Source organism: Chromohalobacter sp. HP20-39 (genome assembly GCF_033052815.1).
GTDB lineage: Bacteria > Pseudomonadota > Gammaproteobacteria > Pseudomonadales > Halomonadaceae > Chromohalobacter.
The window spans coordinates 201,072-215,503 of sequence record NZ_JAWHTP010000002.1 but is presented as its reverse complement, the minus strand read 5'-3'; the positions used below and the strand labels follow the sequence as shown (position 1 = coordinate 215,503).

Here is a 14,432-nt window from a genome sequence, read left to right as displayed (position 1 = left end):
CGGTGGGCCTCACGGCATCGCCACCTCCACGCGCAGACAGATGGCATCGTGTAGCCAGTAATCCTCGTCATACTCGAGGGCGCGCCCCCCACGGTCATGCGTGACGCGTGTCACGCAAAGGCCCGCGCAGCCGCTGTGCACGCCGAGTGTCTCGGCTTCGTCGCCGGTCAGTGCGGTGGGGTAGAGCCGCAGCGATTTGCGCGCCAACACCAGGCCGTACTCGTCCCATAGGCGCTGCCACAGCGATGTCGAGAAATTGCCCTCGGCGAGGCCTGGCAAAAGGTCGTCGCGCAACCAGATACGCTCCAACAATACCGCCCGGCCATCGATGTAACGACGCCGTTTTACATGCAAAATGGCTTGCCCGCAGCTAATGCCGAGTGCTTGTGCCGCTTCAGCAGAGGCCGGTAGACACCCCACGTCCAACACCTCGGTATGCGGTTGCCGCCCTTGCGCACTCACGTACTGGGTAAAACTTTGATCGTGATTCGGCGAATATTCCACGCGTCTGGGCGAGACGAACCAGCCGCGCCGGTTGCGACGATGTATTCGCCCCTCGCTTTCCAACTGGGTCAGCGCCTGGCGCAGCGTGACACGCGTCGTCGCGAAGCGCTCGGCCAGACGGCGCTCGCCGGGTAATCGGCTAGCGGGCGGCAACTCGCCCGTCTCGATCAGCTTCACCAGGCGGTCGCGAAGCTGTATATAGAAGGGATTTTCGGGCATTGATGTTCCCAGGCCGACGTAAACATAGGCCGATGATAAGCGTTGGCGCGAAGCGTGCCCATGGTTCTCGATCGCGTGGAAGCTGCATCGATATGAAGCGTCGCGTTGCCCTGCCGAGGGTGTCGCGTCTAGCCTAGGGAAGACAAGCCAATGAACGTCATTCACCAAACAAGGATGTGAGGGTGTTATGCAAGAAACTGACCTGGGCATGATGGATGCCGGGCAACTCACGGCGCTGTTTCAGTCGGGTGAGGCCTCGCCGCTGGAAGCCACGCGTGCCTCGCTTGCGCGTATCGAGCGCTTCAACGACGCAGTCAACGCCTATGTTTACGTGGATCATGAAGGTGCCGAGCAGGCCGCCAAGGCCTCGGCGCGCCGCTGGGGGCAAGGTAAGCCGCTGAGTCCCATCGACGGCGTACCGGTGTCGATGAAGGACTTGACCGAAGTGGCCGGCATGCCGGCTCGCGACGGTTCGTTGACCACGTCGGATGCGCCCTGCGAAAGCGATGCGCCGCCGGCGCGCATGCTGCGTGAGGCGGGCGCAATCTTCCTGGGCAAGACCAATACGCCGGAGTTCGGCTGGAAGGCCGTCACCGATAATCGCGTGTTCGGGGCCACCTACAATCCCTGGGATACACGCCTCACGCCGGGCGGTTCGTCAGGTGGCGCGGCGGCCGCAGCCGCGCTCAACATGGGCGTGTTGCATCAGGGCGGTGATTCGGGTGGCTCGATCCGTATTCCCGCCGCGTTTACCGGCGTGTTCGGCTTCAAGCCGACCTTTGGCTGGACGCCGCAATGGCCGCCCGCCACGGAGCCTACGCTGTCGCATATCGGCCCGTTGACGCGCAACGTGCCTGACGCTGCGCGCATGCTCAACGTGATCGGACGCTATGACTATCATGATCCCTACGCCACGCGTGGCCAGCCCGATGACTGGGGCGTAGACCTGGATTGTGACCTGCGCGGCCTGCGCATCGCCTATTCGCCGGATCTCGGCTACGCCCAGGTCGACCCGCAGATCGCCGCCCGTGTACGCGAAGCGGCCGAGAAGCTTCAGGCATTGGGGGCCGAGGTCGAGGAGATTCACCCCGGCTTCGAGTCGCCGATCGAGATATTCCAGAAGATATGGTTCACCGCCTCGCTGGAGGTCTGGTCGCGGTCCACTGAACACGAACGCACCCTGCTCGACCCCGGCCTGGTGACCAATGCACGCATCGCAGAACGCTGGAGCGCGCTGGACTTCTTCCGCGCCCTGGAATCCCGTGCGCGGCTGACGCAACGCCTCGAGCATTTTAACCAGAAATATCACCTGCTGATGACGCCGTCGGTTTCGGTGTCACCCTTTGAGGCCAATCACGAAGTCCCGCCGGGTAGCGGCATGCGCGACTGGGAAGAATGGGCGCCGTTCTCGTACCCCTTCAACCTTAGCCAGCAGCCCGCCGCCTCCGTGCCGTGCGGCTTCACCGACACGGGCATGCCGGTGGGTTTCCAACTTGCGGGTGGCAAGTTCGACGATGTCCGCGTCCTGCGTGCCTGCCATGCCTTCATGCAGGCGTACCCGCCGCGCTTCCCGACCGTCCCTGACCCCGCTCAGACAGGATGAGCGAGGACCGTCGTTCCACCCTCGTCCGCTCAGGCGGGCGAGGGGTTATCGTGGTTTTCGAGGAACTTGCGCACACGATCGGTCTTGGGGGAGGTGAAGAAGGTCTCCGGGTCGGCGCGTTCGATGATCAGACCTTTTTCCAGGAAGACCACTTGATCGGACACCGCACGGGCGAAGGCCATCTCGTGCGTCACCATGACCATGGTGTAGCCCTCGGCGGAAAGATCCTTGATCACCGCCAAAACTTCGCCCACCAGCTCCGGGTCGAGCGCCGAGGTGGGCTCGTCGAAGAGCATCACCGCTGGTTGCATGGCCAGTGCCCGGGCGATGGCCACGCGCTGTTTCTGGCCGCCCGAGAGCGTGTTGGGATAGCTATCGTGCTTGTGTGACATGCCCACCTTCTCGAGCAGCGCCGTGGCGAGTTCCTCGGCTTCACGCTTGGACTTTCCTTGTACGTGGATGGGCGCCTCGGTGACATTGTGCAGTACGTTGAGGTGCGGCCACAGATTGAAGCCTTGAAACACCATGCCGGTTTTAGCGCGGACCTTGGCGAGCTCACGCACGGGCATCGGTCGGCCGTCATCGTGGACTCCGATGCGCTGCCCGGCGATATGAATACTGCCGCGGTCGGGCTTTTCCAGCCAATTGATACAACGTAATAGTGTCGACTTTCCCGAGCCGGACGAGCCGATGATCGTCACTACCTCGCCGGTTTTTACTTCCAGCTCGACATCGCGCAATACCTCAACGTCATCGAAGCTTTTCGAAAGATGGCGGATCGAAACCGCCGCCGTCTCAGACGTGTTTGCTTCAGACATTGTCGAATCCCCGTTTGGCGCTGAAACGCCCGCATTGTTTGATGATGATTTCCATCGTCACGCTGATCGCCCAGTAGAAACCGATCACGACGATGAATGCCTCGGTGGGAATGAAATAGGTGCTCGATAAGCTGTTGGCGGCGGCGGTCAGCTCACTCACGGTGATGATGACGAGAAAGGCCGTGTCCTTGAGCGCGTAGATCAGCTGGTTGCCCAATAACGGGCGGGTTTGCATGATGACCTGCGGCAGAATCAGGCGAAAGAACATCTTGCCCTTGGTGAAGCCATGCGCCTTGGCGGCCTCTATCTGCCCCGGTGGAAAAGTCAAACGGCTCCCCCGGAAAATTTCGGCGAAATAGGCGCCGTGATACACTGCCAGCGCGCCGACCCCCGACCACCAGGCATCGAGGCGAATACCGACGCTTGGCAAGCCGTAATACAGCAGATAGGCGAGGATCAAAAACGGCAGCATGCGCATGGCGTCGATAAAAATGCGTAGCGGCATGGTCAGCCGCTTGCGACTGCCTTCAAGTAAATAAAGTAGACTGCAGCCGATCACAAAGGCACCCACGATCGACAGGCCAAATATTTCCAGGGTGCTCAGAAAACCGCTCCAGAACTGCGCGCGTTCATCCCACAGGATGTCCCAGTTGCTCATGGTCGTGTCCTCACCGTTCTATTCTCACATTGCCAGCCGGTTGGCACGGCGTTCGGCGAGACGCTGTAGCCATACCAGGCAACCGATTATTGCCATGTAGAGCGCGCCGGCGACGAGAATGGGTGGCAGTGGCTCGTAGGTCACCGCCGAAATACGGTTGGTCACGCGGGTCAGATCGACGATGCCGATCACCGCGATGGCGGGGCTGCCTTTGATCAGAAACGACATCTCATTGACTAGCCCAGGCAAGCTGGTGATGACCATTTGGGGCAGCATGATGCGTCGAAAAGTGATCCATGGCGTCATCCCTGTGGCCATGGCTGCCTCGCTTTGCTCGCGAGAAAAATTGCGAAATGCACTGCGCCATATCTCGGCGTTGAAGGCGGTGGTGTTGAGCGTCAGCGCGAGAATGCCGGCAACGCTGCGGTTGAGGTCGAGCCCCAGGTCGGGGGCGCTGAGAAAGATGAACAGTGCCAGGGTCACCAATGGCGTGGCGCGAGCCACGCTGATGTAGAGCACTAGCAGTTGATCGACGATGGGAATTCGCGCGAGGCGAATCAGAGCGATGACCAAACCCGCCACGACCCCGATGGCAATCGAGACAGCGGATATCCAGACGGTGGTCCAAGCCCCTTCCAGCAACATTTGCCAGGCGCTGGCGTTCATGACAGAGCCCCCGAGCTAAGGAAAGAAGGACGGCGCCGAGGACGGGCCACGGCGCCGCGTTGACACTTGGCGCGTACCGGCGGCTCAGTCGTCGAGGCCGGCCAGTTCGTGAAACTGTGCGACGCTGGTAAGTGGCTCGTCGGGTAGGTTGGGGAAACTTTCGCCGAACCATTTTTTCTGCAGCTCGGCGAGGCGGCCGGTTTCCTTCATGTGATCGAGGAATCCGGTCATGTAATCGAGCAGTTTTGGACTATCCTTGGGGATCGGCCAAGAGACGTAGCCCGCCCCGGAAACCGCCGGCCCCTTGGCGAAGACGTCCGGCTTGGAGGCCACTAGCGTATTCACCGGCACCGCCGAATCGATGACGTAATCCAGGCGGCCATTGGCCAGGTCGGCAAAGGCTTCTGGGTAGGACGCGTACTGCACGACCTCGCCTAGCTCACCGTCCTTTTCCTCAAGCATGGTCTTGAGCTCGGGCAGTCGCGATAGCAACACGCTGCCGGCTTGAACGCCGAGCGTCTTACCGCTCAGGTCGGCCACGCTCTGAAGGCTGTCATCGCCAGCGCGCTTGATGGCGAAGTGCTGGGCGGAGGCGTAGGGCGGGGTGTAGTTGAACACGCGCAAGCGTTCATCGGAGACGGATGCGCCGGTCAAGGCCATGTCGTATTGATCGTTGGAAACCGCCGCCAATAGGCCGGTCCACGGCAGGATGTCTTGGCGAATCTCGAAGTCGGCGTAGTCGCGCAGCTCTTCGAGCATATCGGCGTTGAAGCCCTTGGCGTTGCCGGCCTCGATGAAGTTGAAGGGCGCGTAATTATCCTCGGTGGCCACCTCCATGTAACCGCGTTCCTGGATCTCCGGAAGATCCGCCGCCAGGGCGGGTAGCGATAACGACATCAAGGTGCCGGCCAGGGTAGCGGCAATGGTCTTGGAGAAACGGACCTTTGGAAAACGGCGGCGGGGAATGGAACCTGTAGTGCGACCTGCGTTGCGAGTCGTGGGAAGCATCATAATCACCTTCGCTGTTGCTGTTGTTGTTGAGATCGTTGGCTGAGACCGAAGACGGCTCGCCGTGCGGGGCAATCTCGAATGTGGTGAGTCCACCCTAAAGAATTCGACGTTGGTCGCTATAGAGCCAGTTGAGGGGCGCCGATTGGCCAGATGTTTCGGCGCCTAATCATGTGCCCAGTCAGCGAGCATCGTGTCATGGCGCGCTCCTTGCATCTGTTCCGGTGTAATGCCTCATCGGGAGAGAGCGATGCTCGACCATTATTTCCATCTCGATTTCGATACCCAGCGCGGGTTGCAGGAACAGCTGCGCGAGTCGCTGCTCGATGCTATCCACACCGGGACCATTCCCGTCGACGAGGCGTTACCGTCATGTCGCCGTCTGTCCCTGCAATTGGGTATCTCGCGCAATACCGTCGCGTTGGTGTACGAAGGCCTGGTCGAGGACGGCTATCTGGTCAGCCGGCCGCGTAGCGGTTACTACTTGCACGACGCTTATCACGACAGCGATCCCCTGGCTCAAGCGACGCGCCAGCCGACGGTGGATGCACCATCCTGGAACAAACGCTTCACGCATCGCCCCAGTCACTTGCAGGGCGTACTGCGTCCTAGCAACTGGATGCATTACGAGTTCCCCTTCGTGTATGGGCAACTGGATACGCGGTTGTTTCCCCTCGAACAATGGCGCGAGACCTCGCGACGCCTGCTGGGCGCGAACCGCGAGCGTCACTGGCTCAGTGACCGCTACGATCAGGACGATCCGATGCTGGTCGAGCAGTTGCGCACGCGAGTGCTGCCCAAGCGTGGCATTCATGCGCAGAGCGATGAGATTCTGGTGACACTAGGCTCACAAAACGCCTTGTTTTTGATCGCGCAGTTGTTGTTCGACCGGAAAACGCGTATCGCCGTCGAGAATCCCGGGTATCGCGAGGCGATCAATGTCTTCCTGCGGCAGGGTGCCCAACTTCACTACCAGCACGTGGACGGCGAAGGCATGCAGCTCGATGCCGAGACGCCACGCTGTGACTATCTCTACGTGACGCCCAGCCATCAGGGGCCGACCGGCGTTACCATGAGTCGCGCGCGTCGCGAGCGGTTGATCCAACAGGTCCAGCGTTTCGATCAGATCGTGCTCGAGGACGATTACGACGCGGAAGTGAACTTCGACCACCAGGCCCAGCCGGCCCTGAAAGCCAGCCGTGTCGGCGATCGGGTGATCTACATGAGTAGCCTGTCCAAACCGCTTTCGCCAGGACTACGACTGGGCTATCTGGTCGCCGATGCCGAGCTGGTCGATGAGCTACGCGCGCTGCGGCGGCTGATGTATCGTCATCCGCCCTCGGCGCTGCAACAGCAGATGGCGCAGTTTCTTGCCCAAGGCCATTATGACCGCTATTTGCGCCAGTTCGCAGACGAGATGCGCCAGCGCTGGGAAACGATGAACGAGGCCATCACGGCGCATATGCCCAGTTGCCGACGGGTCGGCGGCGACCATGCTAGCGTGTTCTGGTTGGAAGCCCCGCGAGACGTGGATACCCAGCGCCTGGCCTGGCAGGCCGCGCAAAACGGTGTGCTCATAGAACCGGGTTTTCAGCACTTCTTCGAGCGCGTGCCGCCGCGCAACTTCATGCGCCTGGGGTTCGGCGCCATCGACGCCGAGCGCATCGAACCAGGGATCGAACGCCTGGCGAGAACGCTAGGGTAGCGGCGTACCCACGTCGACGCCGGGCATAAGGCCCGGCGCATGCGATTTCGCGTTTGCGATAGCGATGCCGTGAGCCTGACGGTCAAGCGGCGTGCTTGGCCGACATCTCGCCCAGGACCTTATCCAGAATCGCCAGCCCCTGTCGGGTTTCCGCCTCGCTAATGATGCACGGTGGCACCACATGAATGCGGTTCTCGGCCACGAACGGCAGCATGCCCTCGTCGAGCAGGGCGTGCTTAATCTCGCCCATCGCACTCGCTGAAAGCGGCGTGCGATATTCCCGGTCGCTGACCAGTTCCAGGGCATGAAAGACCCCCAGCCCGCGTGTCTCGCCGACGATGGCATGCTCGCGCGCCAAGCGTTCGAGGCCTTGGCCGAGCGTACCTTGGCCGATGCTGGCGGCATTCTCCACCACACCTTCCTCATGCATGGCGTCCAGCGTCGCGACGATGGACGCCATCGCCAGCGGATGTCCGGAGTAGGTGAGCCCGCCGAAGAACATGTGTTCGTCGAAATGCCGGCTGATGGCCTCCGAAATCACCACGCCGCCGGCCGGCACGTACCCGGAATTGACCCCCTTGGCAAACGCGATCAAATCCGGCGAGACCCCGTAATGCTCGAAGGCGAACCAGCGTCCGGTGCGCCCGAATCCGGCCATCACCTCATCGAAGATCAGCAGGATGCCGAATTCATCGGCCAGCGCTCGCACACCCTTCAAGTAATCCGCCGGGGGCGTTAGCACGCCCGCCGTACCGGGGATCGGCTCGAGCAGAATGGCGGCGATGGCGCCGGGGCCCTCGCATTCGATGACCCGCCGCAGGTGCTGCAAGGCGCGCTGGCATTCCTCTTGCTCGTCGCTGGCCCAGAAGTCGCTGCGATATAGGTAGGGATTGAAGAAGTGCGCATGGCCCCGCGCGAACTCGTTGGGCACGCGGCGAGGGTCGCCCGTGGCGACGATGGCTGACCCGGTATTGCCGTGATAGGAGCGATACGCCGAGAGGATCTTGTCGCGTCCGGTGTAGCTCCGCGCCATGCGGATGGCATTCTCGTTGGCGTCTGCCCCCGCGTTGGTGAAGAACACCTTGGAAAAGCCCTGCGGTGCGCGCTCTACGATGCGCTTGGCGGCCTCGCCCCGCGCCAGGTTGGCGTGTGCCGGCGCCACCGTGGTGAGTGTCTCGGCCTGCTCCTTGATCGCGGCGATGACCTTGGGGTGCTGATGGCCGATGTTGGTATTCACCAACTGGCTGCTGAAATCCAGATATTCCTTGCCCGCGTAATCCCAGAGACGACAGCCTTCGCCGCCGGCGATCACCAGCGGATCGAGCTGGCCCTGTTGAGACCAGGAATGGAAAACATACTGGCGGTCGAGCTGGCGAACGAGGTCGTTGGTCGGGGTCATGAGCGAAGTCCTATGCGGTCGGCGAGGAACGGTGTCGTTGATTGCACAAGCTTAGGCAGCGTTCCCCGTGCCTAGATAGAGCCAGAAACACGCCGTCCGCGTGACAGTGACATGCCACATCACACACCGCCTTGCCATGTGATGATTTATTTCTATTGGGAAAGTATATAAATACAAATTTTTACTATCGAGAGAATGCTTTAAAAATGGCTACGTCAATAACGCATGGCTGTCACGTAAAAGTGAGCACGATAACTAACGGCCATAAGTTCCTTGGATATCGCCAAGGCCAAGAGCACGAAGGGGAAAGAAATATGAGCGGAAAATGTCCAGTTATGCACGGTGGTCATACCTCTACAGGCACCTCCAATAAAGACTGGTGGCCGGAAGGTATTAATCTGGATATCTTGCACCAGCATGACCGCAAGTCTAATCCGATGGATCCTGACTTCGATTACCGTGAGGAAGTCAGAAAGCTCGATTTCGACGCGCTCAAGCAAGACGTTCACGCACTGATGACCGACAGCCAAGCCTGGTGGCCGGCCGACTGGGGCCACTACGGTGGCCTGATGATCCGCATGGCATGGCACTCTGCGGGTACCTACCGTCTTGCCGATGGCCGTGGCGGCGGCGGCACCGGTAGCCAGCGTTTCGCCCCGCTCAACTCCTGGCCGGACAACGCGAGCCTCGATAAGGCGCGTCGTCTGCTGTGGCCGATCAAGAAGAAATACGGCAACAAGATCAGTTGGGCCGACCTGATGATTCTGGCCGGTACCGTCGCCTACGAATCCATGGGGCTACCGTCCTACGGGTTTTCTTTCGGTCGCAAAGATATCTGGGAACCGGAAAAAGACATTTACTGGGGTGATGAGAAAGAGTGGTTGGCGCCTTCCGACGAGCGTTACGAAGACGTCGATACCCCGGACACCATGGAAAACCCGCTGGCCGCAGTACAAATGGGGCTTATCTACGTTAACCCCGAAGGCGTGAACGGTCAGCCTGATCCGCTGAAGACTGCCCAGCAGGTACGTGAAACCTTCGCCCGCATGGCGATGAACGACGAAGAAACCGCCACGTTGACGGCCGGTGGTCATACCGTGGGTAAATGTCACGGCAACGGTGATGCGTCTGCTCTAGATGCCGAACCCGAAGCTTCCGACGTTGAAAACCAGGGCTTTGGCTGGAGCAACCCGAGCATGGGCGGCAAGGCGAGTAACGCCATCACATCGGGCATTGAAGGTGCCTGGACCAAGAATCCCACTCAGTTCGACATGGGCTATTTTGATCTGCTCTTTGGCTATGAGTGGGAATTGAAGAAGAGCCCAGCGGGCGCCCATCAGTGGGAGCCAGTGAACATTAAGGAAGAAGACAAGCCGGTTGACGCCAGTGACCCCTCTATTCGCCACAACCCCATCATGACCGATGCGGATATGGCGATGAAGATGGACCCGACTTACCGGGCGCTCTGCGAAAAGTTCATGGCCGACCCGGAATACTTCAAGCAAACCTTCGCCAAGGCCTGGTTCAAACTGACCCACCGTGACCTGGGCCCGAAGTCGCGCTATATAGGCCCGGAAGTGCCCGCTGAAGACTTGATCTGGCAGGATCCGATCCCGGCTGGTAACACCGACTACAGTGAAGAAGTCGTTAAGCAGAAGATCGTTGAAAGCGGCCTGAGCATTAGCGAGATGGTCAGCACGGCGTGGGACAGCGCTCGCACGTATCGCGGTTCCGACATGCGTGGTGGTGCTAACGGCGCTCGCATTCGCCTGGCGCCTCAGAAAGAGTGGCAAGGGAACGAGCCAGAGCGTCTTGCTAAAGTACTCAGTGTTTATGAGAAGATCTCTGCTGATACCGGTGCCAGCATTGCCGATGTGATCGTGTTGGCGGGTAGCGTGGGTATCGAAAAAGCGGCGAAGACGGCGGGCTATGATGTGCGCGTACCGTTCTTGAAAGGCCGTGGCGATGCCTCTGCCGAAATGACCGACGGCGAATCCTTTGAGCCGCTGGAGCCGCTGGCCGATGGCTTCCGCAACTGGCAGAAGAAAGATTACGTGGTCAAGCCGGAAGAAATGCTGCTCGACCGTGCCCAACTGATGGGATTGACCGGGCCGGAAATGACCGTGCTACTCGGCGGTATGCGGGTACTGGGCACCAACCATGGCGGTACCCAGCACGGTGTCTTCACCGACCGTGAAGGCCAGTTGACCAATGATTTCTTCGTCAATCTGACCGATATGGGCAACGCCTGGAAGCCAGCGGGTAACGGCCTTTACACGATTCGCGACCGGGAAACAGACACCGTCAAATGGACAGCGTCACGCGTTGACTTGGTCTTTGGTTCCAACTCGCTGCTGCGTTCTTACGCGGAAGTCTATGCCCAGGACGATAATGACGAGAAGTTCGTCAAAGACTTCGTCGCTGCCTGGACGAAAGTGATGAACGCCGATCGCTTCGACGTCGCGTAACACTTCCTTCCTATAGCGTGCATTGCACGCCGGGAACGCGACATGGACGCTTCAAAACGAAGTGTGCGTGTCGCGATACCGTCAGCCCCCCGCTTGATGAACTCGCTCCGATTCATGTCTTACTGATGTGTACCTTTCAGCACGCCTGTGCTCTGTGGGTAGCGGCGTACTAATGCCAAATACCATGCACAAGGCTAACGTCAAGGCCTGGCACGAGGCTCGGCGTCATGCTGCCCGGTGTATACGGCGCTCACAGCCGACCTCGTGAAGGCGGCATGTCTCATTGGCGCGCTGGAACTGGCTCTACCGTGACCTGGGCGGGCTGGCTAAGGTCTCCGCAACATTAGCCAGCCCATACCCGGATTCAGGAGTCGTCGTGCCGTCCACGTTCCCCATGCTTGCCGCTGCGATGAGCCTGGCGCTGCTGGCGGGCATGGTGCGCGGTTATTGCGGTTTCGGTTTTGCCATGCTGATGGCGCTGGGGCTAATGCTGTTCATGGCGCCGATACAGGCCGTGCCGTTGGCGCTGGTGCTGGATCTCGTCGCGAGTATGGGCTTGTGGTGTCGCGCCCTGCGGCATGCCGACTGGCCGTGCCTGCGCTATCTGCTGCTCGGTATGGTGGCGACGACATTGATCGGTGTGTGGCTCCTGGCAAGTATGCCGGCCTCGCCGATGCGCATCGTCGTCGCGCTATTGGCGATGAGCGGCGCCGTGGCGCTGCTGTGCCAGCGTGAAACCGCCTCGGCCACGCCCACGCCGCATCATCTGGGTGTGACGCTCGGCGCGGGCGGCCTTTCGGGGCTGTGCATGACGTTGGCTTCCGCCGGTGGACCGCCGCTGATGCTGTACCTGCTGTATCGCCGCATGCCGCCGTTGGTAATGCGCGCCACCGCTATCGTCTTCTTCGCCGCGAGCAGCAGTGCTTCCCTGCTTGGCTTGGGGCTGGCCGGCGCCTTGCACGCTAGCACCTGGCACTGGGCGGCGTGGCTATTGCTCCCTGCGCTGCTGGGCAACGCCCTCGGCCAGTGGCGCTTCGAATGCGCGCCGCCGCGCTCGCTCAAGTCCAGCGTCGCGCCACTGTTGATTGCGCTTTCGCTGTGGGTGCTGCTCCGCGAAGCGCTCGCCTGACCCCCACCACCTCTCATTTTCACAACGGAGGAAACCTGCATGACGGATTGTGTCTTCATCACCGGTGCCACCTCGGGCTTCGGCCGTGCGGCTGCGCACCGCTTCGCCGCCGCAGGCTGGTCGCTGGTGCTCACCGGACGCCGCCTGGAACGTCTGGAAGCCTTGAAGGAAGAACTGCAAGGCCTGGTTCCGGTGCATATCATCGCGCTCGACGTGCGTGACAGCGATGCTGTCGACGCCGCCGTGGCCGCGCTGCCGGAAGGCTTCAAGCGCGTGCGTACGCTGCTCAACAATGCCGGCCTCGCGCTGGCGCCGCAGCCCGCGCAAAACGTCGACCGGCGCGACTGGCACACCATGATTGACACCAACGTCACGGGGTTGGTCAACGTCACCCACGCGCTGCTGCCGACGCTGATCGACGTCGGCGCAGGCGCTACCATCGTCAATGTCGGCTCCATCGCCGGCCAATGGCCGTACCCCGGTAGCCATGTCTACGGAGCCTCCAAGGCCTTCGTCAAACAGTTCAGCTACAACCTGCGCTGCGATCTGCTCGGCACCGGCGTGCGCGTGACCGACCTCGCGCCTGGCATCGCCGAGACCGAATTCACCCTCGTGCGTACCGGCGGCGACCAGGCCGCTTCCGATGCCCTGTATAGCGGCACTACCGCCCTCACCGCCGAGGACATCGCCGAGCAGATGTTCTACATCGCCACGCTGCCGGCGCACATCAACTTCAACCGCCTGGAAGTCATGCCCACGCGCCAAGCCTGGTCCGCGTTCGCCATCGATTACGATGAGTGAAGGGAGACAGCAGAGGCACCCCACCCCGGCCGTGAGGCCGGGGTGGGGAAGGGAGAGTCAGTCACGGGGCACGCCAATCCTATCTATCAGTAAGAACCACGACACATTACTACCCGATTTCGACCGCCGCGCTTGCCAACGTACAGCGTCTGATCCGCTCGCGTGATCAAGGACTCGAGGTCGGCCTCTTCGGGGTGCGCTAAAGCGATACCGATGGTGACGCTCAGGCAAAGTTCGCTCATCCCTTCCTTTAACGGAAGTTCGGCGACTCTCTTCTTCAAGCGTTCCGCCACGATTTGAGCGTCCTCGGGGCCGGTGTTCGGCAAGGCCACGATGAACTCTTCCCCACCGAAACGCCCTATCACATCAGTGGGGCGGAGAGATTGTGCACAAGCCGCCGCGATCTTGGTCAGCACCCAATCCCCATGAGTATGGCCCCAGGTATCGTTGATGCTTTTGAAATGATCCACATCGATCATGAAAAGACTGAACGGCACCTTTTCCAATCGCGAGCGCTGTAACAGTGCCCCGGCCCGTTTCATGAAATGACTGCGGCTATCGAGTCCCGTCAGAGCATCCCGCTCGGCGACAATGCGCAGCTGTGCTTCCAGTGATTTGCGATGCGCTATTTCCTTGAGCAGAAGGCGATTTTGATTACGCTCTTCGTGAAGTAGCGCAAATTGCTTGCGCTGCAGGGTCTCCAAACGCAGCAAGGCACAGAAGCCCACTACATTAGTCATGATCAATAGCAGCGCGATGCGAAGCGTCACCACCGGTGTAATCTCCGCGAACAGTACCGCAGCGACTAGAAAACCAATGCTCAAATAGAGGCTCGCGAACATCGCCACCGTCAGCAGGTTGGGGATCAGGAGGTAGAACGCCATGGTAGCGACCACCACCGCGGTTACCTGAGTGAAGAGGCTATCGGGGCGCAAGGGAACGATTAAAATGATGCCCGTCGCAAGTATCCAGAGAGGCAGAGCGTGCAACCAGGCTTTACGGGAGTAACTGCCCCAGGGTCCGATAATGAATGCCAGGAAAAGGCAAAGGCTCACCACCACGATGCGCATGGTGATCAGGAGATAATACTCCCGGCTTAAACCGAGAAGGTGGTAGTCTGTAATCGCAAACATCCCAAAGACCAAGGACACCAAGATCAACGAAAGGAAGGATTCAAACCGTCCTCTCGTCTTTATGGACTTGCGATACATCGATTCGAAGCTACATTCGCTGAACTGACCGGTCCACCAATGCACATGATGTTGCGTTTTTAGTGATGACACAGCCCCATTGCCTCATGATGTGACCAGCAGTCTGCCGTTTTTCGATTATCTTCAAACAGTTCGATAGCCGCCTGCCAGGCTGCGATTGCGATAATGCCTCATGGCTCGTCAGTACGGAGCATCACCCAGTCCTTCTCTTCCGTAGCTGGCTCTAGTGGAGTCTCATGCTGA

Annotated in this window: 12 protein-coding genes; 5 read left to right on the top strand and 7 right to left on the bottom strand. The window is 60.3% G+C overall.

Translation table 11 applies throughout. The annotated features are described in order from the left end of the window. Positions 1-9 precede the first annotated feature (9 nt). Entirely contained in the window at positions 10-723 is a 714-nt protein-coding gene (locus tag RVY79_RS04510) for a GntR family transcriptional regulator (protein ID WP_317462834.1), read from the bottom strand. A gap of 187 nt (positions 724-910) precedes the next feature. On the opposite strand from RVY79_RS04510, the gene RVY79_RS04505 reads away from it, so the two are divergent. After that, the gene (locus RVY79_RS04505) at positions 911-2,326 is read left to right on the top strand and encodes an amidase (protein ID WP_317462833.1); all 1,416 of its coding nucleotides are present in this window, start codon (positions 911-913) and stop codon (positions 2,324-2,326) included. Between the two features lie 29 nt (positions 2,327-2,355). On the opposite strand, the gene RVY79_RS04500 is transcribed toward RVY79_RS04505, so the two are convergent. The 4 genes from RVY79_RS04500 to RVY79_RS04485 all read right to left on the bottom strand — a co-directional run bounded on the left by RVY79_RS04500 (position 2,356) and on the right by RVY79_RS04485 (position 5,476). Further along, on the bottom strand, positions 2,356-3,144 hold the full coding sequence (locus RVY79_RS04500; protein WP_317462832.1) for an amino acid ABC transporter ATP-binding protein: 789 nt from the start codon (positions 3,142-3,144) through the stop codon (positions 2,356-2,358). Continuing rightward, positions 3,137-3,802, bottom strand: a complete 666-nt coding sequence (locus RVY79_RS04495) for an amino acid ABC transporter permease (RefSeq protein WP_317462831.1) — start codon at positions 3,800-3,802, stop codon at positions 3,137-3,139. Before RVY79_RS04495 ends, RVY79_RS04500 begins: the two co-directional genes overlap by 8 nt. A gap of 24 nt (positions 3,803-3,826) precedes the next feature. Continuing rightward, entirely contained in the window at positions 3,827-4,468 is a 642-nt protein-coding gene (locus tag RVY79_RS04490) for an amino acid ABC transporter permease (RefSeq protein ID WP_317462830.1), read from the bottom strand. Positions 4,469-4,552: 84 nt separating this feature from the next. Continuing rightward, positions 4,553-5,476: a transporter substrate-binding domain-containing protein gene (locus RVY79_RS04485; RefSeq protein WP_317462829.1), complete on the bottom strand. Its 924-nt coding sequence runs from the start codon at positions 5,474-5,476 to the stop codon at positions 4,553-4,555. Positions 5,477-5,726: 250 nt separating this feature from the next. Between RVY79_RS04485 and RVY79_RS04480 the strand changes: the two genes are divergently transcribed. Continuing rightward, positions 5,727-7,181: a PLP-dependent aminotransferase family protein gene (locus tag RVY79_RS04480; protein ID WP_317462828.1), complete on the top strand. Its 1,455-nt coding sequence runs from the start codon at positions 5,727-5,729 to the stop codon at positions 7,179-7,181. 82 nt (positions 7,182-7,263) lie between these two features. Here RVY79_RS04480 and RVY79_RS04475 read toward each other — a convergent pair whose 3' ends face one another. Next, positions 7,264-8,580 carry an aspartate aminotransferase family protein gene (locus RVY79_RS04475; RefSeq protein ID WP_317462827.1) on the bottom strand — a complete coding sequence of 439 codons (1,317 nt, stop codon included), beginning with the start codon at positions 8,578-8,580 and terminating at the stop codon, positions 7,264-7,266. Positions 8,581-8,894: 314 nt separating this feature from the next. Between RVY79_RS04475 and katG the strand changes: the two genes are divergently transcribed. The 3 genes from katG to RVY79_RS04460 all read left to right on the top strand — a co-directional run bounded on the left by katG (position 8,895) and on the right by RVY79_RS04460 (position 12,978). Further along, a complete protein-coding gene (katG, locus tag RVY79_RS04470) occupies positions 8,895-11,048 on the top strand; it encodes a catalase/peroxidase HPI (RefSeq protein ID WP_317463230.1) in 2,154 nt (717 codons plus the stop codon). A 376-nt stretch (positions 11,049-11,424) separates the two neighbouring features. Further along, on the top strand, positions 11,425-12,177 hold the full coding sequence (locus RVY79_RS04465) for a sulfite exporter TauE/SafE family protein (protein WP_317462826.1): 753 nt from the start codon (positions 11,425-11,427) through the stop codon (positions 12,175-12,177). A 39-nt stretch (positions 12,178-12,216) separates the two neighbouring features. Then, the gene (locus RVY79_RS04460; protein ID WP_317462825.1) at positions 12,217-12,978 is read left to right on the top strand and encodes an SDR family NAD(P)-dependent oxidoreductase; all 762 of its coding nucleotides are present in this window, start codon (positions 12,217-12,219) and stop codon (positions 12,976-12,978) included. A gap of 86 nt (positions 12,979-13,064) precedes the next feature. Here RVY79_RS04460 and RVY79_RS04455 read toward each other — a convergent pair whose 3' ends face one another. Then, positions 13,065-14,261: a diguanylate cyclase gene (locus tag RVY79_RS04455; protein WP_317462824.1), complete on the bottom strand. Its 1,197-nt coding sequence runs from the start codon at positions 14,259-14,261 to the stop codon at positions 13,065-13,067. Between the last annotated feature and the right edge of the window lie 171 nt (positions 14,262-14,432).